The sequence below is a fragment of the Lysinibacillus mangiferihumi genome (assembly GCF_003049665.1).
In the GTDB taxonomy this organism is placed as follows: domain Bacteria; phylum Bacillota; class Bacilli; order Bacillales_A; family Planococcaceae; genus Lysinibacillus; species Lysinibacillus mangiferihumi.
Window position 1 is genome coordinate 115,295 of sequence record NZ_PYWM01000011.1, and the last position, 22,456, is coordinate 137,750.

General features: G+C 37.1%; 28 protein-coding genes. 22 read left to right on the top strand and 6 right to left on the bottom strand.

The features are described 5' to 3' along the window. Positions 1 to 139: 139 nt before the first annotated feature. Both C9J37_RS12350 and C9J37_RS12355 read right to left on the bottom strand, forming a co-directional pair. Positions 140 to 931 carry a lytic transglycosylase domain-containing protein gene (locus C9J37_RS12350; protein ID WP_107895589.1) on the bottom strand — a complete coding sequence of 264 codons (792 nt, stop codon included), beginning with the start codon at positions 929 to 931 and terminating at the stop codon, positions 140 to 142. Positions 932 to 969: 38 nt separating this feature from the next. Then, positions 970 to 1,560 carry a CYTH domain-containing protein gene (locus tag C9J37_RS12355; protein WP_107895590.1) on the bottom strand — a complete coding sequence of 197 codons (591 nt, stop codon included), beginning with the start codon at positions 1,558 to 1,560 and terminating at the stop codon, positions 970 to 972. A 292-nt stretch (positions 1,561 to 1,852) separates the two neighbouring features. On the opposite strand from C9J37_RS12355, the gene C9J37_RS12360 reads away from it, so the two are divergent. From C9J37_RS12360 to C9J37_RS12385, 6 genes are all read left to right on the top strand, one after another. Next, the gene (locus tag C9J37_RS12360; RefSeq protein ID WP_024362535.1) at positions 1,853 to 2,236 is read left to right on the top strand and encodes a UPF0738 family protein; all 384 of its coding nucleotides are present in this window, start codon (positions 1,853 to 1,855) and stop codon (positions 2,234 to 2,236) included. 63 nt (positions 2,237 to 2,299) lie between these two features. Beyond that, positions 2,300 to 2,971, top strand: coding sequence for a GTP diphosphokinase (locus C9J37_RS12365; protein WP_024362536.1), 672 nt, complete (start codon positions 2,300 to 2,302; stop codon positions 2,969 to 2,971). Continuing rightward, a complete protein-coding gene (locus tag C9J37_RS12370) occupies positions 2,968 to 3,762 on the top strand; it encodes an NAD kinase (RefSeq protein WP_024362537.1) in 795 nt (264 codons plus the stop codon). Before C9J37_RS12365 ends, C9J37_RS12370 begins: the two co-directional genes overlap by 4 nt. Next, complete coding sequence (locus tag C9J37_RS12375) at positions 3,737 to 4,663, top strand: RluA family pseudouridine synthase (RefSeq protein WP_107895591.1); 927 nt, start codon at positions 3,737 to 3,739, stop codon at positions 4,661 to 4,663. Before C9J37_RS12370 ends, C9J37_RS12375 begins: the two co-directional genes overlap by 26 nt. A 226-nt stretch (positions 4,664 to 4,889) precedes the next feature. Next, on the top strand, positions 4,890 to 6,266 hold the full coding sequence (gene mgtE / locus C9J37_RS12380) for a magnesium transporter (protein WP_107895592.1): 1,377 nt from the start codon (positions 4,890 to 4,892) through the stop codon (positions 6,264 to 6,266). Positions 6,267 to 6,319: 53 nt separating this feature from the next. Continuing rightward, positions 6,320 to 6,742: a hypothetical protein gene (locus tag C9J37_RS12385; RefSeq protein ID WP_107895593.1), complete on the top strand. Its 423-nt coding sequence runs from the start codon at positions 6,320 to 6,322 to the stop codon at positions 6,740 to 6,742. Positions 6,743 to 6,808: 66 nt separating this feature from the next. Here the strand turns inward: C9J37_RS12385 and C9J37_RS12390 are convergent, their stop codons facing one another. Then, on the bottom strand, positions 6,809 to 7,333 hold the full coding sequence (locus C9J37_RS12390; RefSeq protein WP_024362541.1) for a CotY/CotZ family spore coat protein: 525 nt from the start codon (positions 7,331 to 7,333) through the stop codon (positions 6,809 to 6,811). Positions 7,334 to 7,467: 134 nt separating this feature from the next. Between C9J37_RS12390 and C9J37_RS12395 the strand changes: the two genes are divergently transcribed. The 6 genes from C9J37_RS12395 (at position 7,468) to C9J37_RS12420 (ending at position 10,362) form a co-directional block, all read left to right on the top strand. Next, positions 7,468 to 7,872, top strand: a complete 405-nt coding sequence (locus C9J37_RS12395) for a YhcN/YlaJ family sporulation lipoprotein (RefSeq protein WP_227665410.1) — start codon at positions 7,468 to 7,470, stop codon at positions 7,870 to 7,872. Beyond that, a complete protein-coding gene (gene spoVAC / locus C9J37_RS12400; RefSeq protein ID WP_024362543.1) occupies positions 7,872 to 8,327 on the top strand; it encodes a stage V sporulation protein AC in 456 nt (151 codons plus the stop codon). The genes C9J37_RS12395 and spoVAC overlap by 1 nt, the downstream gene beginning before the upstream one ends. Beyond that, positions 8,321 to 9,316 carry a stage V sporulation protein AD gene (locus C9J37_RS12405; protein WP_107895594.1) on the top strand — a complete coding sequence of 332 codons (996 nt, stop codon included), beginning with the start codon at positions 8,321 to 8,323 and terminating at the stop codon, positions 9,314 to 9,316. The genes spoVAC and C9J37_RS12405 overlap by 7 nt, the downstream gene beginning before the upstream one ends. Positions 9,317 to 9,331: 15 nt before the next feature. Further along, positions 9,332 to 9,691 carry a stage V sporulation protein AE gene (gene spoVAE, locus C9J37_RS12410; RefSeq protein ID WP_374116275.1) on the top strand — a complete coding sequence of 120 codons (360 nt, stop codon included), beginning with the start codon at positions 9,332 to 9,334 and terminating at the stop codon, positions 9,689 to 9,691. Positions 9,692 to 9,755: 64 nt separating this feature from the next. Further along, positions 9,756 to 9,923: a YjcZ family sporulation protein gene (locus C9J37_RS29550; protein ID WP_080653321.1), complete on the top strand. Its 168-nt coding sequence runs from the start codon at positions 9,756 to 9,758 to the stop codon at positions 9,921 to 9,923. Between the two features lie 190 nt (positions 9,924 to 10,113). After that, the gene (locus C9J37_RS12420; RefSeq protein ID WP_069510548.1) at positions 10,114 to 10,362 is read left to right on the top strand and encodes a stage VI sporulation protein F; all 249 of its coding nucleotides are present in this window, start codon (positions 10,114 to 10,116) and stop codon (positions 10,360 to 10,362) included. A gap of 114 nt (positions 10,363 to 10,476) precedes the next feature. Here the strand turns inward: C9J37_RS12420 and C9J37_RS12425 are convergent, their stop codons facing one another. From C9J37_RS12425 to C9J37_RS12435, 3 genes are all read right to left on the bottom strand, one after another. Continuing rightward, entirely contained in the window at positions 10,477 to 10,905 is a 429-nt protein-coding gene (locus tag C9J37_RS12425; protein WP_107895595.1) for a GNAT family N-acetyltransferase, read from the bottom strand. Positions 10,906 to 10,908: 3 nt separating this feature from the next. After that, a complete protein-coding gene (locus C9J37_RS12430) occupies positions 10,909 to 11,424 on the bottom strand; it encodes a YjcG family protein (protein WP_024362548.1) in 516 nt (171 codons plus the stop codon). Positions 11,425 to 11,507: 83 nt separating this feature from the next. Next, entirely contained in the window at positions 11,508 to 12,227 is a 720-nt protein-coding gene (locus C9J37_RS12435; protein WP_025218681.1) for an alpha/beta hydrolase, read from the bottom strand. Between the two features lie 112 nt (positions 12,228 to 12,339). Between C9J37_RS12435 and C9J37_RS12440 the strand changes: the two genes are divergently transcribed. The 10 genes from C9J37_RS12440 (at position 12,340) to srtB (ending at position 22,404) form a co-directional block, all read left to right on the top strand. Then, positions 12,340 to 12,921 (top strand): phosphatidylglycerophosphatase A family protein, encoded by a 582-nt coding sequence (locus C9J37_RS12440; RefSeq protein WP_024362550.1) that lies wholly within the window; start codon positions 12,340 to 12,342, stop codon positions 12,919 to 12,921. A 485-nt stretch (positions 12,922 to 13,406) separates the two neighbouring features. Continuing rightward, entirely contained in the window at positions 13,407 to 14,228 is an 822-nt protein-coding gene (locus C9J37_RS12445; RefSeq protein ID WP_235617101.1) for a thermonuclease family protein, read from the top strand. Positions 14,229 to 14,510: 282 nt separating this feature from the next. Beyond that, positions 14,511 to 15,083 (top strand): manganese efflux pump, encoded by a 573-nt coding sequence (locus tag C9J37_RS12450; RefSeq protein ID WP_107895596.1) that lies wholly within the window; start codon positions 14,511 to 14,513, stop codon positions 15,081 to 15,083. A gap of 271 nt (positions 15,084 to 15,354) precedes the next feature. Then, positions 15,355 to 15,951 (top strand): heme uptake protein IsdC, encoded by a 597-nt coding sequence (gene isdC / locus C9J37_RS12455; protein WP_235617102.1) that lies wholly within the window; start codon positions 15,355 to 15,357, stop codon positions 15,949 to 15,951. Then, the gene (locus C9J37_RS12460; protein WP_107895598.1) at positions 15,951 to 17,450 is read left to right on the top strand and encodes an NEAT domain-containing protein; all 1,500 of its coding nucleotides are present in this window, start codon (positions 15,951 to 15,953) and stop codon (positions 17,448 to 17,450) included. Before isdC ends, C9J37_RS12460 begins: the two co-directional genes overlap by 1 nt. 84 nt (positions 17,451 to 17,534) lie before the next feature. Then, a complete protein-coding gene (locus C9J37_RS12465) occupies positions 17,535 to 18,782 on the top strand; it encodes an NEAT domain-containing protein (RefSeq protein ID WP_167397306.1) in 1,248 nt (415 codons plus the stop codon). 20 nt (positions 18,783 to 18,802) lie between these two features. Then, positions 18,803 to 19,717, top strand: coding sequence for a heme ABC transporter substrate-binding protein IsdE (gene isdE / locus C9J37_RS12470; protein ID WP_107895600.1), 915 nt, complete (start codon positions 18,803 to 18,805; stop codon positions 19,715 to 19,717). 155 nt (positions 19,718 to 19,872) lie between these two features. Further along, the gene (locus C9J37_RS12475) at positions 19,873 to 20,838 is read left to right on the top strand and encodes a FecCD family ABC transporter permease (protein ID WP_107895601.1); all 966 of its coding nucleotides are present in this window, start codon (positions 19,873 to 19,875) and stop codon (positions 20,836 to 20,838) included. Between the two features lie 6 nt (positions 20,839 to 20,844). Next, positions 20,845 to 21,615 (top strand): ABC transporter ATP-binding protein, encoded by a 771-nt coding sequence (locus C9J37_RS12480; protein ID WP_107895602.1) that lies wholly within the window; start codon positions 20,845 to 20,847, stop codon positions 21,613 to 21,615. A gap of 12 nt (positions 21,616 to 21,627) precedes the next feature. Then, complete coding sequence (gene srtB, locus C9J37_RS12485) at positions 21,628 to 22,404, top strand: class B sortase (RefSeq protein ID WP_107895603.1); 777 nt, start codon at positions 21,628 to 21,630, stop codon at positions 22,402 to 22,404. Positions 22,405 to 22,456 lie beyond the last annotated feature (52 nt).

Genomic DNA, 22,456 nt, shown 5'->3' on the forward strand with positions numbered 1-22,456 from the left:
GACTACCTTCATTCTATCAACGTCCATTCGTTTACACAAACAAAGAGCACTTTGAAAATGTTTTCGATAGAAAAGCACAAATTTCACCAACGAGGGTGAAATTTGCTGAAAAAGACTGTAATTACAGGCTTTATGCGATTTAAACAGTGTAATAATTCATCACTTTTTTGACATAATTCTGCGTTTCTTTAAATGGTGGAATGCCATTATATTTTGTTACGCGAGAAGCTCCAGCGTTATAAGCGGCCAAAGCCAGTGTTGGATCATTATCAAATTTATCAAGCATTTGGCGTAAATATTTGGCTCCAGCCATAATATTTTGCTCGGGATCAAATGAATTCGTTACACCTAAATATTGGGCTGTCTTAGGCATTAATTGCATTAAGCCTTGAGCGCCTGCATGACTGACAGCGAATGTGTTAAAGTTGGACTCTTGCTTGATAACGGCAGCAATAAGCTTAGCTGGTACATTATAAGTAGCCGCAGCCTTATCGATAATAGCGGCATATTGATTAGCTCCAGCAAGTGAATTCGCATAGGCAGTCGAGCCAATGACATCGTCTGATACATAGGAATCTAGCTTAGTGCTGGCTTGCATGTTTGATAATGTTGCTTGGAGAGAGGCGGGAATATACACAGAATTCGTTCCATTATAGAGCAATGATTGGAGCGAACTATTTGTATTTCCACCAGTCATACCTGTTAAGCTACTAAGCTGGTCCATAAAGTTGGCGGAGCCCGAAGAACTCATGCCAAGGAGGCTAGATAATTTTGCGTTGTTCGTTGTTGTCGCATCGCCTAACATTTCTTCAATCATATCAGAAAAGATAGAATTGCTGTTTGTGAAAGAATTTGGTGAAGTATTTCCAGTAGAACCTAATGTTTGTAGTGCTTGGATTTCAAGCATTGTTTTCAAAGATTGGATATCCAATGAGCTGGTCACCCTTTCGTATTGTTCTGTAATAAGCATTATTGGTGTTTAGTTGATTGTAAAGCTTTCATAAAGCGTGCAATTTTTTTTTCAGCAATTTGTTTTTTTATATCGTATTGCTGTAGAAATTCGTCGAAGATTGCTTTTCCTTTTATTTCATCTTTTGATTCATATTCTACCTCATAATCGTCGCACTGCAAATAGAAAGAATGATCAAATACAAGAAGTCCGTCTTTATAAGGAATTTCGACACGGTCTGTTGTAAGGGAACCAAACACGGCTAATTGTTCTAATGCAATGTTGTGTGACGCTAGTCTTTTTGCGACTTCTGGTGCATAAAAACCTTGACCTGCAAGCATTTTCTCTGCTTGTGCAGCGGTCAATTCATCGGTTGTTTCTAAATGTGTATGATTTGAAGTTTTCTCTTTTAATGTACATTCATAATAATTATTAATAATGCGGATACGTAACCCACTTTGCAAATTTCGAATAGCATTAGTAGGTGTGTCGAAATAATGATTTGTTTGACGATGAATAGCATTTTTTTGGATTTGGAATTCTTCTAGCAAATGCTCATATTGTTGTTTTGTTAAAATATTTTTAAACTCAATTTCAAGTTGTTGTGCCATATATGCTCATCCTTTTTTATTAATGTAACTTGCCTCAACGGAAGTCAGCCACTTCCATTAACTGGCTGTTGCCAAATATATAATTTGATTGAGAGGGCTTCTCCCTTAGGTTGTCATAGATTTTAACTGGAGCTTTTTTCAAGCAGAAATGAAAAAGCTCGGGACGCAAATAAGCGAATGTTGTAATCGGTTTTTAGCCGAAGTTTGCTTGTTGTTTTGCAATTACACACTGCAACTATTTACCCCATATGCTAAAATAAGAGGAAGAGAACGACGAAAAGGGGACCCACATTTGCGTAAAATATATACTATAGAATCATTTTATTTTGAAAATCAGCAACCTCATTTTAGTTTAAACGACAATCATAAAAATTTACAGCTAAAGCCTGCTGCCCAAGTAATTGCAGATTCAGATGATTTTGCATTTATCTATTTACTGGATGCAGGAGAGGACTATCATTACTTGCGTTTTCCACAAAACAGTTGGGACAATCTTGTACATATTTTACAAGCCAAACAAAACCCAATGTTAAAAGTAGATGGGGAAGTAATTGAACTGACAAACTTTTACGAGGAATTGGAAATGCTCGTGTATAATATTGAAGGAAATTACAATTACGGAGCAGAATTTGTTCAAGCAGTGGAACAACACTTCAAGGCAGTTCTCGCTGATTAAAAACGACAAAACGAACAGACGGTGTTGGTTTTGTCCGATACCGAATGTCGGGAGGTTTTAGCGATGGGACAATGGGAGATTTTTTTAAGTCCTTATAAACAAGCAGTAGATGAGTTGAAAATAAAATTAAAAGGTATGCGATCTCAGTTTGGCATTGTCAATGCAAATTCACCAATTGAATTTGTGACAGGACGAGTAAAGCCACTGGCAAGCATTTACGATAAAACGCTAGAAAAAGGACTAGCCTTTGAACCGTCGAAGCAACTTGGCGACGAGCTTGGCGATATTGCAGGTGTTCGTATTATGTGTCAATTTGTAGATGATATTTCGACTGTGACAGAGCTAATTCGACAACGTAAGGATATGCGCGTAGTGGAAGAGCGAGATTATATTACTCATAATAAGCCAAGCGGTTATCGTTCATATCATATGATTGTAGAATACCCCGTTGAGACCATACAAGGAAAAAAAGTAGTGCTAGCAGAGATTCAAATTCGTACATTAGCTATGAATTTTTGGGCATCAATAGAACATTCACTAAATTATAAATATAAGGGCATGTTTCCAGAGGAAATAAAAAATCGTCTACAAAGTGCAGCAGAAGCAGCCTTCCGGTTAGATGAAGAAATGTCTTCGATTCGTAGTGAAATTCAAGAAGCACAGGCCTATTTTAGTGAATTTAAAGAGGCATCGAATCCTAGTTTACTATCAGAGAAGGAGCGTGACTCACAATGAAATTTTCTATTCAATCACGTAGAGATGCACAATCAAATGAATTAATGGAGCTAGCAAAAACATATTTGCAAGATTTTGGATTAACATACGATGAAGAGACACCTGAAATTGTCGTATCGATAGGTGGAGACGGCACGCTATTACATGCTTTCCATCGCTACTCACATTTGCTAGATCAAGTTGCATTTGTCGGTATTCATACAGGTCATTTAGGATTTTATGCGGATTGGAAACCTTCAGAACTAGAGAAATTAGTGCTATCTATTGCGAAAAAAGATTTTAATGTTGTGGAGTATCCCTTATTAGAAGTAAAAGTGGAACATCATAATGCAGAATCGAACACTTATTTGGCACTAAATGAAGCGACCGTGAAATCGCCTGATGTTACCCTTGTAATGGATGTTGAGTTAAATGGTAATCAGTTTGAGCGTTTCCGTGGGGATGGCCTTTGTGTTTCGACCCCATCAGGTAGTACAGCCTATAACAAAGCTTTAGGAGGAGCCATTATCCACCCTACATTAGCGGCACTTCAAATAACTGAAATTGCCTCTATAAATAATCGCGTCTTCCGAACAGTAGGCTCGCCACTAATTTTACCAGCTCATCATCACTGTATTTTACGCCCAGTGAACGATCAAAACTTCAATATGACAGTTGATCATCTACAAGTCACACAAGGTGATGTGAAATCCATTGCTTTCAATGTAGCAAATGAAAGGGTCCGCTTTGCACGCTTCAGACCGTTTCCGTTTTGGGAACGTGTGCATGAGTCATTCGTTGCAAATGAGTAATAGCGATACACGTTTTACACTTCAATTTCAAGCTAAAAAGGATGGTCAATTGCTACGTGAGGCTTTAGCACAATGGCAAATATCGAAACGTGCTTTAACAGCTATTAAGTTTGATGGGGGTTTACTATCGGTCAATGGTATCGAGCAAAATGTACGTTACCCCCTTCACATGGGAGATCAGGTAGAAATAAAATTCCCACCAGAAGAGAAAAGTGATGGACTCACAATTGAATATGGTGCGCTGTCGATTATTTACGAGGATGAGGCTTTGTTAGTGCTTGATAAACCAGCACATCAAAGTACAATTCCATCCCGTGAGCATCCGTCAAAAAGTGTGGCTAATTTTGTTTGTGGCTATTTTGAACAACAACGCATAGCCTCCACCGTCCATGTAGTGACAAGGCTCGATCGTGATACATCAGGCTTGTTATGCATCGCTAAGCATGCACATATCCATCACTTAATGGGTTTAGCCCAACGCAGTGGTAATGTGTCGCGTGAATATGAAGCAATTGTACATGGACATTTAATAGAGGATAGGCAGTCTATCATTGCGCCTATTGGTCGAAAAGAATCTAGTATTATTGAACGAGAGGTACGGGAGGATGGCCAATTTGCACATACGGATGTGACCGTCTTACAGCGTTTTGCTGTTCAAGGAGAGCCGATGACGCATATTCGCTTAAAATTGCATACAGGACGAACACATCAAATCCGCGTGCATATGGCTTATGTAGGTCACCCACTTATAGGCGACGAATTATATGGGGGAAGCCGTAATCTGATAGATCGGCAAGCACTACATTGTGTATCGTTGTCTTTGCAGCATCCATTAACAAATGAGAAGTACTCTTTCACAAGTATGTTAAAGGATGATATGCAACAAATATTAAATATTTGAGGAGGTGTTCGCGAAATCGAGCATCTCCTTATCATTTTTACTATTAAATAGTATCTTAATAGCATGTTAACAGAAAAATAAGCAATTGTAGGGTATAGTAAAGAAGAAAGTTGTTTTTATCTAAAAAAAGAGTTTGCACAAACAGTGCATGCACACTATTATATAAAAGGTAGATTTGCGTCAATGAACGTAAAATAATTTCAACGCTCGGAAGGAGGGGACAAGCATGATAGAGGAAAGAAATGAAAAGGATGATGTGCAATTCGACGAGGCACATTTACGTGGTATGCTAGAAAACAATGAAATTAACGCATTCCGTGATGAGTTTTTAGAACTTCATCCATATGATCAGGCAACGTTTTATGAAAAGGTGGAGCCTGATATAAGGAAGATCATCTATTCGTACTTGTCTCCGACGGAAATGGCTGATATTTTTGAGGCAATCGAAATAGATGATGACGAATATACAGCGTATTTAGCTGAGATGGATCCAGCATACGGTGCAGAAATGCTGTCCCATATGTATGCTGATGATGCTGCAGACGTTTTAAATGAGTTGGATACAAAGCAACGAGAAAGCTATTTAGGCATGATGGATGTAGAAACAGCTGAAGAGATTAATGAGCTTTTAAGTTATGATGAATATACAGCTGGTTCTATTATGACAACTGAATACGTAGCTATTCCTGAAAATTCAACTGTTCGTTCTGCAATGGCGATATTGCGTAAAGAGGCACCAAATGCCGAAACGATTTATTATATATTTGTTGTGGATGAGGCACATCGACTAACAGGGGTTATTTCACTCCGCGATTTAATCATTGCTGATGAGGATACACTTATTCGCTCGATTATGAATGAACGAGTGGTAATGGTGCATGTGGGTGATGACCAAGAGGAAGTAGCACAAATTATGAAGGATTATAATTTCCTAGCAACACCTGTTATTGGTGATCAAGGTGAGCTTTTGGGGATTATTACTGTCGATGATATTATCGATGTTATTGATGAGGAAGCATCTGAAGACTACTCGAAATTAGCGGGTATTTCCGATATGGATAAGTTTGATACTAATCCTTGGCAAGCAGCAAAAAAACGTTTGCCCTGGCTTGTTATTTTATTGTTTTTAGGTATGCTAACAGCGAATTTAATGGGGCAGTTTGAAGATACATTAGATAAAGTAGCGTTGCTTGCTGTCTTTATTCCGCTTATTTCAGGTACTTCCGGGAATAGTGGCACACAAGCACTTGCTGTTGCCATTCGAGGCATTGCGACAGGTGATGTCGAAGAACATAGCAAAATGAAGTTGTTACTTCGAGAAGCAGGTACTGGCATCTTAACGGGAATTGTTTGTGGCCTGATTGTTATCGGCATTGTATATATATGGAAAAGTGAATTAATTTTAGGGATGCTTGTTGGTGCAGCAATTTGTGGTTCGATTTTAGTGGCAACACTTGCTGGCTCATTCATTCCATTATTAATGCACCGTATGAAAATTGATCCGGCTGTTGCATCGGGTCCGTTTATTACAACATTAAATGATATTACGAGTATTTTAATTTATTTAGGACTAGCGACAATGTTTTTAAGTCAAATAGGCTAAGAACCAATTTCTTTACTTTTGCATATTGTAGGGAAAAAAGGGAAGTGATAATTGTGGAGCGAGAGCCACGCCTATATATAAAGTCACCAACTTATTTCTTAAACATTTCTAAAATGCTACATGAATTGGATTTGGATGAAAGTACGTCTGTCTATGTAAAGGATCACTACGATAGTGAGTCGAGTCTAGAAGAAGCGGTACCTAAATTAGTGAAAGAACAAGATGCAGAAGTAAACGAAGTAGTGGACGAATATATTATAAAGCAGCTACAGTTTTTAGAAAAACCGTTTCGTCAAAAAGCTTATCAACCATTATTAATCACTTTAAAGGATGGTAGAAGACTAAGTGGAACTGCTTCAGATATGCAAATGGATTCCCTATTGTTGACGTCCAAGGAGTTCAATACACAAGAAATTATTTACTTCGAGGATATTGAACAAATATTATGGCGGGGGAAACAATTGCCGATATTATAAAAAAAGTGTACAGCAGAGGATGCTGTACACTTTTTTTTTATGTGTAGTGTGTCAAAGGAGAAAGACTTAGTTACAAATCCCTAAGTCAACATCAGCGATACATTGAACAGCGCAGAAACAAGATAAATCCACAGTGATACAGCTATCAGTAGAGTTCCAATCATCTACTTTACAAATTTTCTTCATATTTACGCAGCAGCCATCACGACTTAATAAGTCTACAGTGCTTTCAGTAGAATCATAAGTACATAATGGTTCTAAAACGCGTAAAGTAGCACAGCATTCATCAAACATATCTTCGACACGGAAAAATACTGATGTACATTTACAAGGATCTGCTGATGGTGAGCTAAAGAATGCTTTAAATGGAGTACCGTCTTTTGTAATAAGCATGAATACGCGTGTATCTGCTGTTGAGCGTGCAGGACTTACGATCCCGCCTAGTGGTTCTAAGAAACAGTTTGCTGTACATGGAGAACACTCATCTCGCACCGCTTGATTTTGAATATCTAAAATTGCACGCACCACGTCACATACGCAGCCTGCTGAATGGATAGGTCCAATAGGATTTGTTGGTTTACCACAACCCATATTGTCACCTCCTTTCTTTCTAACTACTTCTACAATATGTGCTTTTGAAAAATGGACTCGGGCTTTCGTTTACTTATTCAAATGAATAGTTTTTTTATGTGTGGAGAAACTGTTAGGAAAAGGAGGGTAAATACTTGAGGTTATTAGGAATGATGTTGCCTCTATTCGTCTGTATGACATTGCTGATTGGATGCACGGAAAAAGAAAAATTTATTGTTTATGGTTCTCCACAAAATGAAGCAGAGCTTGAATCGGTATTAAAAGAAGAAAAATCGGTTGAAAAATCAACTGTCATTCAATATGACGATAAAATGCTTGTGGCTGTGCAAATTAAACCATTGAAAAAATGGAATACGACTAAAATAGAGAAGAAACTCCAAAAGAAGTTTGATGAAAAATATCCCAGCAAAGAGGTTTTTGTTTCAGCCGATTATAAAATATTTTATGAAGCCAATAAAATAAAAAAGGACCAACTTGAAGATAATAAACTAAGCAAGAAAATTACGGAGCTGCAGAAGCTTGCAAAGGAGGAAACATAATGGAAAAAGAGCAATATCAACAGCTAGAACAAAACATAACACCGCCTACCCCTTACTTAAAAAATGCCGTTAAAGCATTTGTAGTAGGTGGCCTCATTTGTACAATTGGGCAGGCGGTTTCTCTTTTTTATATCGTTTTCTTTAATTTCACAGAAGCAACAGCCGGAAACCCAACCGTTGCAACTATGGTATTTTTTGCAATGATTTTAACAGGCTTTGGTTTATACAAAAGAATTGGTCAATTTGCAGGAGCAGGTTCAGCAGTGCCTGTTACAGGGTTTGGGAATGCGGTAATCTCTGCTGCAATTGAACATAGATCTGAAGGTTTAGTCCTCGGTGTTGGCGGTAATTTATTTAAATTAGCGGGATCTGTTGTGTTATTTGGTGTAGTATCTGCATTTTTTGTTGCACTTATTAAATATATCCTTGTGACGATAGGGGTGGTTTCATGGTAATCATCTTTCCGTCAAAACCATCGTTGTTAGCAGGAGGCGTAGTAGCAGGACCGTTAGAGGACCGCAGTACTTTCAAACAATATTTTGATACGGTCTACGACGATGAGCGCTGGCAAATGGATACAAATGAACAAGGCCATCGAAAAATGGTTGAAGAAGCTTGTGAATTTGTTATGAAAAAAGGGGGTATTACAACTGCAGAAGTCGATTATTTATTAGGTGGCGATTTAGTTAATCAAATGACGCCTACCAATTTTGCGGCAAGGGAATTAGCTATTCCGTTTATCGGATTATTTTCAGCTTGTGCTACCTCTGTTTCTGCTGTAATTGTAGCTAGCCTTTTAACGGAGCTCGGAGCTGCAAACTATTCAATTGCTGGGGCATCAAGTCAGCACAATGCGATTGAACGTCAATTTCGTTATCCGATTAATTATGGTGCACAGAAACCACAAACGGCGCAATGGACTGTAACAGCAGCAGGTTATGCGCTGGTTGGTAAACATCGTGAAGATGCTCCTTCCATTGAAGCAGCCACGATAGGTAAGGTCATTGATTATGGAATGGATGATCCATTTCATATGGGTGCTGCCATGGCTCCTGCTGCCTTCCAAACGATTAAGTCTCATTTAGATGAACGTAAACAAGAAATATATCATTATGATTTAATTTTAACGGGCGATTTAGGACAGCTTGGCTTAAAACTGCTGAAAGGCATGCTTGTCGAGAGTGGCATAAAAAATGAGGAGTTAACACTTTTACGCGATGCTGGAGCGGAATTTTACGGTCAAGATGAATCCTTTCAATCGGGGGCGAGTGGAGCAGGCTGTTCAGCGGCTGTTTTTTTTAGTTATGTAATGCAAGAGCTTCGTGCAGGGACATATAAACGAGTGCTCCTTGTGGCGACAGGTGCATTGCTATCTCCACTTTCGTTCCAACAGAAAGAGACGATTCCATGTACGGCACATGCGATAGAAATTACAATGAAATGAGGCAACAGCATGGTTATGACTTTTATATTTGCATTTATTGTAGGAGGCATTTTCTGCGTTATCGGTCAATTATTAATGGATGTTGGCAAATTAACGCCAGCACATACATTAAGTACGTTAGTCGTTGTTGGTGCAATTCTAGATGGAATGGGCTTGTATGAGCCACTCATTCATTTTGCAGGTGCAGGTGCTACTGTACCTATTACATCATTTGGTAACTCCTTAACACATGGTGCAATGGCTGAAGCGGAAAAGCATGGATTAGTAGGCGTATTGACTGGCATGTTTGAAGTAACAAGTTCGGGAATCAGTGCTGCAATTGTTTTTGGCTTTATTGGCGCATTAATTTTTAAACCAAAAGGGAATATTGACTAGACGAATACCCCTCTCTTGCCTGCAACTTTACATATTATAGGTTGTAGAAGGGAGGGGTGCTTTTATGGGATATCAAGGCTGGTGTGCACAACCTTATGGTAATAATGTTGCAGGTGCAAATAGCTGGAACTATTGCGGAGGCAATAACAATAATGGAATGGGCTCAACATTTGTCTTAATTGTTGTCCTATTCATTCTCCTAATTATTGTTGGCGCTACTTTCGTAAGTTAATTAGTCTAGCTAAAAGTTCTAGAGAGTTTTAGATATATAGGCTTTAGCTTTTTTCTGTGAGTATATAAAAAACTTACTGAATAAGGTTAGAGCCTCCAACAGTTGTCATGGATGTTTTGTGTACGATTAGTTACCGTTTATGAATCATTCGCGACAATAACGTTGAGGTGGAATTGATAGGAGGGGGAACATGCATCGCTCGTTTTTTAATTCGATTGAACAAAAGACAGGCGTATCAATGGATGAAATCTTTGCATTAGCTAATGCAATTCAATATGCTGATTTCACCAATGAAAAACAAGTAAGAAAAATTGTACGTCGTGTAGGTAAGGTGTCTAATAGACAAATTACACAAGAGCTTGAAGATAAAATCGTAAACTCTATTATTCAAGATGGCGCTTCACTAGATTTCGAAAAGCTTGCTAGAATGATGAAATAATGATAAACGTTTGTCTATTTTGGTGTGAGAAAGAGCTCCAAATAGAGAACACGCTACAAAGGCATAAAAAAAGGTGTTACGACTATGCTTTTAGCATATCGTAACACCTGTTCATTATATCTCTTTTTCCATTGCTCGATGAGGTATACCAGCATCCATAAATTCAGGAGATGTTACCGTGTAACCAAGCTTTTCGTAAAAAGGAACTGCGTAGCTTTGAGCATGGAGTTTTAATTTCTTTTGTTGAATGGAAATTGCGAATTTCTCCATTTCTTGCATAATTAAAACGCCAAGTTTTTTGCCCCGCTGACTTTGTAAAATACATACGCGTTCAATTTTTGCAGTATGATCGTCAATGCTACGTAGACGAGCAGCACCAACAGGTTCATTGCCTTCATACATAATAAAATGTGTTGCTGTTGCATCTAAAGCATCACATTCTAAATGAAGCGGAACACCTTGTTCCTCTACAAATACTTTTTTACGAACAGCAAATGCATCAGCATGTTCTTTCTCTGTTTCGACAATCTTAACGTTATACAAAAGTCATTCAGCTCCAGTCAATCGGAATGTTTCATATGTTGTCCATGACCCATCTTCCAATTGGTATAAAAGATGAATACGATCGATACTATCATGTTCATCAACCCCAGTCATGCGGAGTTGCCCAAAAATATCATCATGTTCTGAGTCCGTCATTTTTTGTGCAATCGTGATGTGTGGAACAAAAACATGCTTAGAGTCCCCAAAAGGAATTTGTTCTTCCAGCACACGATGGAATGCTTGTAATTGTTCAGTTGGTTCGATGCGGAAATAAATCGCATTTGTTGTTGGGAAAAACGAACTAATGCGTGATGCATGAATATTTAAAGGCGCGTGTTTAGCAGCAATATCATCTAATTGCTTAACAATAGATTGAATATCGTCTTCTGTTGCATCAAAGCTGTCTTTTAACGTCATATGCGGTGTAATCTTCGCATAATGAGGATCGTAACGTTTGCGATACGTGTTTGCTAAATCTTGCAATTTTTTTGATGGAAATGCCACAATTCCGTACTTCATAGTCCATTACCTCCCGAAAATAAACGATTTTTCTATCTAAGTATAACAGAAATTTCAAAATACGTAATTTGAATCGCCTAACATTAATTGAAATTTTCAATTAACGCACGTCTTAAATCAGGTTTCCAATATTTCCATGTATGATTGCCATCAAACTCTTCATAAAATGTAGAGAAGCCTTTACTTAACATTAGATTATGCAACTGTCGATTTGGCGTTAAAAAATCTTTAACGGTTTTATCCATTGTCACAACTTTATCTTCATTTTTGCCAACGATATGATAAATAGAAATAGCTCCTGGATCTTTAAACTGTTCAACCGCTTTCAGTACATCTTCATCAACATAAGGTGATTGTAAAATAACCTTGCCAAAAATACTTGGATACTTTAATGCAGCCATTAAGGAAGCGGTTGCAGCCATAGAATCACCGATAACTCCTCGGCTCATACCCATTTGGTACGTTGCATATTCAGCATCTAAATAGGGAACAAGTTCATGTGCTAAAAAGCGTAAGTAAGCTTCATGTTGCTCACCACTTGGAATATATTTAGTACGGCGATCTTTAATATCTTTGTATGGTACAAATGCAATGATTAAATTCTCGATTTCATAGTCATCGATAAGTTCATCGGCTAGTTTTGTAATACCTCCAAGTTGGAAATAATCTTTACCATCCGAAGCGATGAGAATATTATATTTGTATAGTGGAGAATAATTAGCAGGGACATAAATATATAGCTGTAATTCCTCCTGCAATGCTTCACTATAGAACTTTAAATCTTGTACAGTTCCCTTATCCACTGATGACACTCCTTCATGTGTTTGTGACAAAATTGTACCATATTACGAAAGTAAAGGTATAATAGGTTGGGCTAGCGTTATGTTAGCAAAAAAACTGAAATGAGGGTTAGTTATGCATGATAAAAGTATTCGCGTACAGTCAGAAGAAGTGGCGAAAGCAGCCCAAGCTGCACTAATTCGCCGTGGCGTAGAGTTAGAAGACATTGCTGAGATTGTTTATGAAATGCAAAAATCCTACAATGTAGGCTTAACATTAGAGCATTGTATTCATTCGGTTGAACGTGTATTACGTAAACGAGAAGTCCAGCATGCAGTGTTAGTTGGAATAGAGTTGGATGAATTAGCTGAAAAAGGGCTATTATCGTCACCTCTACAACAAATTATCGAATCCGATGAAGGCTTGTTCGGAGTAGATGAAACGATTGCATTGGGGTCTGTGTTTACATATGGAAGTATTGCTGTAACAACATTTGGACATTTAGATAAACAAAAAATCGGTATTATAAAAAAACTCGACACAGAGCCTGGACATCATGTTAATACATTTTTAGATGATTTAGTTGCCAGCATTGCAGCTTCGGCAGCATCACGTATTGCTCACCGCATGCGTGATTTAGAAGAAGAAGGCGAAACATTTGCTGATATTGAGCCAGAAGAGCTCGGTCCAAAGCCAAAACCACATAATGAAATTTAATAGCGTATTATCATAAGTGCCTTCAATTGAGGGAATTAGGGAGTCGACAAACTCGCATTTTTCAAGTTTGTCGTCTTTTTATTTTGTAACGGGCGCTCTAAGTTTTTACTTATAAAAGGAAATATTTTAAGCATACTTAAAAATTTCAGAAGAAAACTAATCAAATCCGTTGTGATATTAGTCGACTTTATTGATAATAGAATTAAATAAAGTATTGTATGAAGTAAGAAGAGAGGTACTGAAAATGAGTGATAAAGATATTAAAACGTTAATCACTAGCGGAACAATTATTTTTGCTGTTGTATTGTATTTAATATTTAGATAAATTATCAGGTCTTCAGTTTATAATATAGCTGGGGATTTTTGATTTTGGAGATATGTGCAAGGAATTAAAAAGTTGACCATTATTATATATCATTTTTTTGTACGAACGCTCCAAAATTAGTAATGGATATTGTTCTAGATTTAATTTTAAGGAGTGGGACATGCAATTGAAAAAATTATTTTTAGCTTTATTCTTTTCAACATTGTTTATTAGTGGATGTACAGAAGAGGCTAGCTTCGATAATGGTAAAACTGAAGATATACAAGGGATTGTAGCTTCGACAAAGGAATCTGCTGAAAAGCATGATGTGAGTAAATTTAAAGAATATGAACTACAGGAAATAATTGACGGTGACACAATCAGAATAAAATATAACGGCAGTTCCGAAAAAATACGTTTTCTTCTTGTAGATACGCCTGAAACGAATCACAAAACGCTAGGGGTGCAACCATTTGGACCAGAAGCGAAAGAATTTACAAAACAGTTATTAGCTGGACAAGATACGGTTTATTTAGAATTCGACGTTTCCTATCGGGATAAATATAAAAGGTTATTAGCTTATGTTTATACGAAAGATGGTATTAGTGTACAAGAGCAACTATTGAAAAATGGGTTAGCACGCGTGGCCTATATTTATGAGCCGAATACAAAACATGTAGATTGGTTTAAGTCAATTCAAAAAACTGCGCAACAATCTGCCATTGGTATTTGGTCAGTTGAAGACTACGTAACAAATCGTGGTTACGATAAAGAGGCCTATAATAATGCTGTGAAAGATGAAAATCCATCTAAAGCAAGTAAAGATGAGTCGAATAATACTAGCAGTAAAGAGAATTGTAATATTAAAGGCAATATTAATTCAAAAGGTAACAAAATTTATCACATGCCTGGACAACGTGATTATGACAATACTGTAGCAGAAGAAATGTTCTGTACGAAAGAAGAAGCAGAAGCCGAGGGGTTTATTCCTGCTAGGCAATAATGTCATAGGGAAAAGTTAAATTTTTTACTTAGGGGATTGCGCTTTTGTTTTATTATCGCGGGTAACATTGCTCAAATCGCGGGTAAAGGATGCTCCTTCGCGGGTAAAGCTACATAAATCGCGGGTAACCCATGTTAAATCGCGGGTAAAACTGTACATATCGCGGGTAAAGCTCCCGCACTTCATTAATTCCATTGCATTTTCCGGTAAACGCCCAATTGAACATAAAATTTTCCTTCTCATATGATGAGAAAATGGAGAATCGTTTAAAGGGGGGAAATCATGCATTGGATCACCATCATTTTTATTGGTATAGCAGCCAATCTAGATAATTTGGGGATTGGTTTGGCCTATGGTGTTAAGCGAGTGAAGATTCCCATCTTATCGAATGCAGTAATTGCTGTACTGTCAATGATTGTCACTTTTGTGGCAGTAACGGCTGGTAGTACAGTAATAGAGTATATTTCGCCACATACAGCCAATCTTTTAGGGAGCCTTCTACTATGTGTGATTGGGATATTTACACTTTTCTCTAATCGTTTTTCCAAGCATAGCATTGCAAAAAATCCTGAAGTATTTGACGAAGATAAGAATCATATTATTTCAATGAGAGAGGCAATGACACTTGGATTCGTGTTATCGGCAAACTGTTTAGCAGGCGGAATTGCTATTGGCGCTAATGGTATATCCGCGATTTGGACGGTCATCTCGATAGGCACATTTTCTTTTATCACAGTAGGTATAGGAAGTCATTTTGGTGTCCTACTAAGTAAAACATTTATAGGAAAGTACTCTACAGCAATATCAGGATGGTTGTTAATTAGTATTGGGATTTTTGAAGTTTTTGCTAAATAATGAAAATGAAAGGATATTACTGTTTATTACAGTAGTATTCTTTTTTAAAAGGAAATTTTGACATATTAAAGACGTTTTGTGATTGTTAGTTGACATACCTTGGTAGCAAAGATTATCCTTTGGTTAGATAGTGTAATTGAGAATTATTTTCGTTTACATTTTCATAATATTGCTTTCATGGAAATATTGAGAATATTATTCACATCAATTATAATGATTAATGGAAAATGGATAAATATTTTCCATAATAATTAGAGGAGGCGTGCAACACATGAAGAAAATAATGATGTTGGTCATGCTAGTCAGTATGGTAATTTTTAATTTAGCATTACCACATGCATCTGCTCAACTTGCTGATGGTACTTATTCTGTAAAATATCAGGTCAATAAACCAGATAGTAGCTCTGCATCAATAGCAAACGATTATTTCGTAAAGCCTGCAACGGTGACAGTAAAAGGTGGCACAGCTACTGTACAACTTACATTAAAAAATAGTGCTTGGATTACGAAATTTCAACCACCAGGAGGAGCTTCGGTTGTTAGCGAAGATAAGGCAGCTGATACACGTGTTGTACAATTCACAGTGAAAGATTTATCAAAGCCAGTTGTAACATCTATGAAAATTGATATCGATGATATTAATTATCACCATGAATATAGCGTTTCCTTAGTATTTGATGCACCAGCAACGGGAAGTTCAGCAGCTACAGCAGCAACAAATGATACGAAAACGCCAACAACATCTGGAAGTCAAGTGCCTAATCCACAAACAAGCGATGCGACGCCCTATTTGTTACTTGTTGCATTTGCAGGATCAGCATTTTTACTTTATAGAACAAAAAACAAAACAAAAATGGAGGGTCATTAATGACTAAAAAACGTCAATCTCGCGCAACAAAAATCGTACTTGCCTCATTATTAGCAGCATCACTTTCAGTACCATCATTTGCATCAGCAAAGGTAGCGGACACAACAACAACAGTTACTACAGATGTGAAAGTGGAAGAAAAAGCAGCTGAAGGAACAGCTGTAAAGTTCCAAACATTTAAACCAGGTACAGATGAAGCTGGATACTTAGATAAGTACTTAACATTAACTGGAACACTTGTTGAAAAAGATGGTACATACACTGTGAAATTAACAGCAGTGCCAGCAATGGTTACTGGTTTCCAAGTAAAACAAGGCGATAAATATGTCGATGCAACATTTGAAAAGCAACAAGATGGTTCAAGTATCGTGTCATTCCCAGTAGATCCAAAAGTGAAAACTGCGGCAAAAGTAAAAGTATCGAATGAAGGAAAAGATACATGGTATGAATTCGACTTCCAACCAGTGACAGCAGAAGAAGTAAAGCCAGTTGATGAAGTAAAAGAAGAGCAACCTGTAAAAGAAGAAACAACAACAGTTACAGATGAAACTGAAGACGTAAATATATATGAAGGTACTGTAACAGTTTATAAAAATGGCACTAAAGAAGAATCTATGATGAAAGAATATATTAATCCAACTGTAGTGGTTGGTGATGCAGATGGCACATATTTAGTCTTTATGCATTTCCCTAAAGGTCAGTATGTCCAATCATTTAAAGTAGATGGTAAGGACGCTGAATTAGCAGAGGAAGATAAAGAAACAAATGAACGTATTTATACTTTCGAAGTAAAAGATTTAAAAGCACTTGCAAACGCTGAAATTCATATTATCGTAGATGAGCCTAAAGCGGGCGTAAAATATGATTCTGTTCATACTGTACAATTTAGCTTTAATGTAGATTTAAGCAAACCAGTTACAGATACTGAAGAAACAACAATTGAAAATCCATTTAAAGATATCGATGATAACGAAAATAAAGAAGCAATCCTTAACTTACTAGCTTATGAGATTATCATGCCGCAAGATAAATTCAATCCAAATAACAATTTAACACGTGCACAATTTGCATTAATGATTGCACGTACTTTAGAATTAGAAGCTACTGAAGTTGCTGGCTTCCAAGATATTAAAGGAATTGAAGCGGAACAAGCGATTAACGCGCTAGCTGAATATGGCATTGTTGAATCTCGCGATAAATTCAATCCAAATGGTATTTTAACTCGTCAACAAGGTGCGCTAATGATTTACCGCGCTATCCAAGCAGTAACGGAAGGCGACTTAAATGTTGAAATTTCATTACCATATGCGGACCAAGCGTCAATTGCAAATGATGAAGCGAAAGAAGCATTCTCATTACTATACAAAGAAGGCATCATGACTGGATCTGTTGCGAAAGATGGTAAAACATACATCAATGCAAACAAACCATTAACACGTGGTCAAATGGCGAAAATTTTAAATAACTCTTTACAATTCTTCTACGAATTTGAAGAATAATAATTACTAACAATAGCAACTTCCTTTCTCACATAGATGAGGAAGGAAGTTACTGTTGCTTTTAGAGAAATAGGGGGAATTTTCATGAAAACAAGCAAAAGAAAAGTCATCTTATTACTAGCACTAAGTGCAATGTATTTCTTTTTTGCCCCTCATTTTAAATGGCTGTATGTACAAGCTGAAGAAGATAGTTCACTAGGAAATGGAAGCTATCAAGTTGAACTAAGTTTTTCAACCCACGATGGAATAGAACAAAACCGATTTTTTAATGAAGAAGCGACACTCGATACGAAAAATGGTCAATATACATTGTCTTTGACAATCAACCATCCATATACTTTACAAGAGATACATATTGAACAGCCTGAAAAATCGTTTTCTACTATTTTAACGTGGACTGAAAATTTAGTTCAGTTTGATGTGAAAGACTTACAAGAACCAATTCGAATTAAGGGGTTAGTAGCTTCTGAATTAGAAAAGGAAAGTCGTCCGTTTGCACAAGAGTTTCAGATTAGAGTGAAAGTGCCAAGTGAAGAGATTGAACAGAATACTGAAATCGCAGAAAGTGCCCCTGAAAAAGAATGGTCAATCGACTACATATTGTATGTCGATGGAAAAAAAGAACCATCGATTATGAATACGTATGTCAATCCAGTGGCTAAAATAATAGAAAAAAACGGCAGCTATTTTGCTCAGATGACGATTTTAAAATCATCTTGGGTAACGAGTCTAACCGTTGAACAACAAGGTGAGCAAGTAGCACCAACACTTGTCTCTATAAATGACAATGTGCGAATTGTTGAATTTGCAGTAGTTGATTTCCATCGCCCACTTCGGATGTGGGTACAAGTAGATATTCCAGAGATAGCATATCATCATCAATATTTTGTGGATTTACAATTTGATGAACAACAAGTGGCTCAAATTGTCGGGAAGCCTATAGAAACAGTACCTCCTAAGCAAAAAGTGTTGGAGAAGTCTCCTGCTATCGCTACTGAAAAAATAGAGAAACCTTTAAAGAAAAATGCAGTTGAACCTACAACTAAGCCCAACTCGCTATCACTTCCTCCAGCACAGCCTACGGACACAGCGAGGGCGGAAGAACAGTTAGCTTTTGATCGAACACTTGATGCAAATGCGGAGGAAGCAGTTGAAGAACCTGCTGAAATACAAGAGGAACAGAAAGCAAAAACTGAACAGGCAAATAACAAAATGACAGTAAATCAGCAACTCGCACAGCTAGATAAAGTAAAAATTGTATTGCTTGTGCTTATTTGTATTTTATCAGGCTGGTTAGTCGTTCGTCGTTTAAGAAAATTAAAAAAAGACTGAGATAAGTAGGAGATGAAGATATGTGCAACATAAAAAAGAACTGGTTGGCATTACTAGTACTGATGACCGTATTTTTAATCGCTGGTTGTAGCGGTGGAAGCGGTCAAGCAAATGAAGACTCCACTGAAAAGGTTGAAGTATCAACGGACACAACTGCCAAAAGTGAAAATCGTATTATTGCTGGCACAGTTGTAATAGCTGAAATTTTAGATAAGCTAGAGTTGGATGCAATTGCTGTACCGACGACTGAAAAAAAATTAGCAGAACGCTTTAAAGGTCTGCCTACTATTGGCAATGCAATGGAGCCTGATATGGAAATTGTTAAATCATTGAACCCTACGGACGTATTATCAGTGTCAACATTAGAATATGATTTACAAGATAAATTCGAGCAACTGAAAATACCTGTACATTTTTTAAATTTCCAAAGTGTGGATGCAATGATGGCGGAAATTAAAACGCTAGGTGAGCGTTATGATCGTACTACTCAAGCTGAACAATTAGTGTCGGGGCTACAAAAAAATATTGATGCCGTCCAAACGGTCGCTGCTAATAAGGAAGGACCTCGTGTTTTAATTTTACTTGGTATTCCAGGGAGTTACTTAGTGGCTACTGAAAATTCTTATGCAGGTGACCTAGTTAAACGGGCTGGTGGAATAAATGTCATGGAAGGGCAAGAGGCAGAGTACTTAGCGTCCAATACAGAGTACTTGCATAATAGCAATCCTGATATTATTTTACGCCTTTCACACGGTATGCCTGATGAAGTAGTTAAAATGTTTGATGAAGAATTTAAAACAAATGATATTTGGAAGCATTTTGAAGCAGTGAAAAATGGCAAAGTGTATGATTTAGAAGAAGAATTATTTGGCACTACAGCTTCCTTACAAGTACCGCAAGCGTTAGGACAGCTAATGGAAATTTTCTATCGTTAATATGTATGTTGAAATTGTCGCTCGTATTGCAAGAATCTTGCCGTAGGGCGCTTTTCTTATATTTCTAGTAGCCTTATCGTTTTATGATAACAGCTTACATATCTTTCATCGTACAATAGATTACACAAATACTAGCGGAATAAAGGAAGTCCGATATGACGAAAAAAATAATAAGCTTTTCAATTGTAATAGCGTTGTTGCTTGTTTCGATGATTTATTCAGCAACGACAGGTAGTATTAAAATGGGCTTTTTTGAATTTATAGGGGCATTGTTTGAAGAAGGGAATAGCCAGATGGAGGCGATTCGAGATTTACGCTTCCCTCGTATTATTGTCGCTTTATTTGCTGGAGCTGCGCTTTCAGTTTCGGGGGTACTACTGCAATCAGTTATGCGTAATCCGCTAGCGGACGCGGGTGTTATTGGCATTTCTTCAGGGGCAGCTTTTGTTCAATTATTTATTATCTCATTTTTCCCAGCGTTATTTTTTATGACACCAGTATTAGCGTTTATAGGTGGGGCATTTGCATGTGTACTAGTGTTTGCCTTGTCATGGAAATCGGGTTTAAGTCCATTAAAATTGATATTAGTAGGGATTGCTATTAATGCGATGTTTACTGGTCTGACAGAAGCATTTTTAAGCCTTGGGGGTTCACTAAATACATCTGCTACTAGTGTAGTTGGATCAAATTTAACGATGCGCACATGGAAAGATGTGTCGACCATTGCGACATATGGAGCAATAGGTTTAGTTGCTGCATTTGCGTTATATAGCTGGTGTAATCTACTTGTTTTACAAGATAAAACGGCAAAAAGTCTAGGCTTTAACGTGGCACGTGCCCGTTTAATAATTGCGGCTGTTGCTGTATTATTATCAGCCGTGTCAGTTGTTGTAGCAGGTGTTATTTCATTTGTTGGGTTATTAGTCCCACATATTGCACGACGTTTGGTTGGTCATGACCATCGAGTACTTATGCCATTTACCGCATTAGCAGGGGCCTTATTAATTTTAGTGGCTGATACAATTGGTCGAACGATGGTAGCGCCAATTGAAATTCCTGCTTCAACCATTATGGCAATTATCGGTGGGCCATTCTTAATATTCCTATTACGAAAAGAGTGAAGAAATATGGAAATACAAGACATTATCGTTTCCCATGATAATATACACAATCATTTAGATGGTGTCTCAACGAAGATTCAAAAAGGTAAAATTACGACGATTATTGGTCCAAATGGCTGTGGAAAGTCGACTTTACTTAGTGTAATGTCTCGCAATCATATGCCGAAATCAGGGAATATTTCCTTGGAAAATAAGGACTTAGTCCATTATAAACCTAAAGAGTTTGCTAAAAAGCTTGCGATTGTTTATCAACAAAATGATGTACCGAAAGATTTAACGATTGAAAAGTTAGTGAGTTTTGGGCGTCTGCCACATCATACAATGTTAAAACGCAATGATGAGGATGATAAGAAAGCGATTGATTGGGCTTTGTCTTGTACGAATTTACTTGAAAAACGGGACAATGATTTAGTGGCTTTATCGGGCGGGGAAAGACAGCGCGTATGGATTGCAATGGCATTAGCACAGCAATCTGAAATATTGTGTTTGGATGAGCCGACGACGTACTTAGATATTTATTATCAAATGGAGCTATTGGAACTGGTAAAAGCTTTAAATAAGGATTATGGTCTAACGATTGTTATGGTGCTTCATGATATTAATCAAGCCATTCGCTATAGTAATCATATTATTTTGATGAAGGATGGATATATTATGGCAGAGGGAGCTCCACGTGATGTCATTACAAAGGAAGTCATAAAAGAAGTATATGGTGTTGAAGCAATCTTCAATGAGGATGAGCAGCTTGGCCTTTATATGGTACCAATAGGTATTTAAGTTGGTGAAACGATGAAAAAATGGACATCTAAACTATTAACATTTATATATGTTGCAATATTTTTATATTCTGGTTTTGCTCTTGTAAAGTATCTCTACACCTATTATGAGTCTGCAAAGTCTTTAAAGGAAGTACAAATGATATATGCCGAAACATTGGCAACTAACCAAGAAGAAGTTGATGACGAAGCAAAAAAGACTGAGGAAATAAAATCAAAATATATGATAAGACCTCAATTTCACGATTTATTAGCTGTAAATGAGCGCATTGTAGGTTGGATTGCTATAGATGATACAAAGCTCAACAATCCCATTTTACAAGCGGAGGATAATGATTTTTATCTAACGCATAATTTTAAAAATCGTGGAAGTCGTGCAGGTAGCATCTTTATGGACTATCGTAATGATGCACTCGATATTAGTCGCAATACGATTTTGTATGGTCACGCCATGAAAGATGGGACAATGTTTGGTAGTTTGAAAAATTACTTAAAACAAGATTATGCGGATGCACATCGTACGATTTATATCGATACTTTATATGAAGGTTACGATGTTGAAGTATTTGCAGCTTATGAAACAACCATTGATTTTTATTATATTGAAACCGAATTTAAATCAGATGAGGATTTTATTCATTTTATTGGGGAAGTTCAAAAGCGTTCTAAAATTGATTTGAATGTAGCGATTGGACCAGATGATAAAATTGTGACGCTGTCTACATGTAAAGATTCTGTCATGAGTGATGACCATCGATTTGTTGTGCAAGGGAAATTAGTAAAACGGTAACTTGTTTCAACAAGAAGTTCGCTACTTCGACAAATTCGAAAACAAGAACGAC

What these genes read in the sequence shown, in the direction of transcription:
- C9J37_RS12355 (WP_107895590.1), bottom strand. Translation starts at nt 1,560, where the DNA reads ATGGCACAACAACTTGAAATTGAGTTTAAAAATATTTTAACAAAACAA.
- C9J37_RS12365 (WP_024362536.1), top strand. Translation starts at nt 2,300, where the DNA reads ATGGGACAATGGGAGATTTTTTTAAGTCCTTATAAACAAGCAGTAGAT.
- C9J37_RS12370 (WP_024362537.1), top strand. Translation starts at nt 2,968, where the DNA reads ATGAAATTTTCTATTCAATCACGTAGAGATGCACAATCAAATGAATTA.
- C9J37_RS12375 (WP_107895591.1), top strand. Translation starts at nt 3,737, where the DNA reads ATGAGTCATTCGTTGCAAATGAGTAATAGCGATACACGTTTTACACTT.
- mgtE (WP_107895592.1), top strand. Translation starts at nt 4,890, where the DNA reads ATGATAGAGGAAAGAAATGAAAAGGATGATGTGCAATTCGACGAGGCA.
- C9J37_RS12390 (WP_024362541.1), bottom strand. Translation starts at nt 7,333, where the DNA reads ATGGGTTGTGGTAAACCAACAAATCCTATTGGACCTATCCATTCAGCA.
- spoVAC (WP_024362543.1), top strand. Translation starts at nt 7,872, where the DNA reads ATGGAAAAAGAGCAATATCAACAGCTAGAACAAAACATAACACCGCCT.
- C9J37_RS12405 (WP_107895594.1), top strand. Translation starts at nt 8,321, where the DNA reads ATGGTAATCATCTTTCCGTCAAAACCATCGTTGTTAGCAGGAGGCGTA.
- spoVAE (WP_374116275.1), top strand. Translation starts at nt 9,332, where the DNA reads ATGACTTTTATATTTGCATTTATTGTAGGAGGCATTTTCTGCGTTATC.
- C9J37_RS29550 (WP_080653321.1), top strand. Translation starts at nt 9,756, where the DNA reads ATGGGATATCAAGGCTGGTGTGCACAACCTTATGGTAATAATGTTGCA.
- C9J37_RS12420 (WP_069510548.1), top strand. Translation starts at nt 10,114, where the DNA reads ATGCATCGCTCGTTTTTTAATTCGATTGAACAAAAGACAGGCGTATCA.
- C9J37_RS12430 (WP_024362548.1), bottom strand. Translation starts at nt 11,424, where the DNA reads ATGAAGTACGGAATTGTGGCATTTCCATCAAAAAAATTGCAAGATTTA.
- C9J37_RS12440 (WP_024362550.1), top strand. Translation starts at nt 12,340, where the DNA reads ATGCATGATAAAAGTATTCGCGTACAGTCAGAAGAAGTGGCGAAAGCA.
- C9J37_RS12445 (WP_235617101.1), top strand. Translation starts at nt 13,407, where the DNA reads ATGCAATTGAAAAAATTATTTTTAGCTTTATTCTTTTCAACATTGTTT.
- C9J37_RS12450 (WP_107895596.1), top strand. Translation starts at nt 14,511, where the DNA reads ATGCATTGGATCACCATCATTTTTATTGGTATAGCAGCCAATCTAGAT.
- isdC (WP_235617102.1), top strand. Translation starts at nt 15,355, where the DNA reads ATGAAGAAAATAATGATGTTGGTCATGCTAGTCAGTATGGTAATTTTT.
- C9J37_RS12460 (WP_107895598.1), top strand. Translation starts at nt 15,951, where the DNA reads ATGACTAAAAAACGTCAATCTCGCGCAACAAAAATCGTACTTGCCTCA.
- C9J37_RS12465 (WP_167397306.1), top strand. Translation starts at nt 17,535, where the DNA reads ATGAAAACAAGCAAAAGAAAAGTCATCTTATTACTAGCACTAAGTGCA.
- isdE (WP_107895600.1), top strand. Translation starts at nt 18,803, where the DNA reads ATGTGCAACATAAAAAAGAACTGGTTGGCATTACTAGTACTGATGACC.
- C9J37_RS12475 (WP_107895601.1), top strand. Translation starts at nt 19,873, where the DNA reads ATGACGAAAAAAATAATAAGCTTTTCAATTGTAATAGCGTTGTTGCTT.
- C9J37_RS12480 (WP_107895602.1), top strand. Translation starts at nt 20,845, where the DNA reads ATGGAAATACAAGACATTATCGTTTCCCATGATAATATACACAATCAT.
- srtB (WP_107895603.1), top strand. Translation starts at nt 21,628, where the DNA reads ATGAAAAAATGGACATCTAAACTATTAACATTTATATATGTTGCAATA.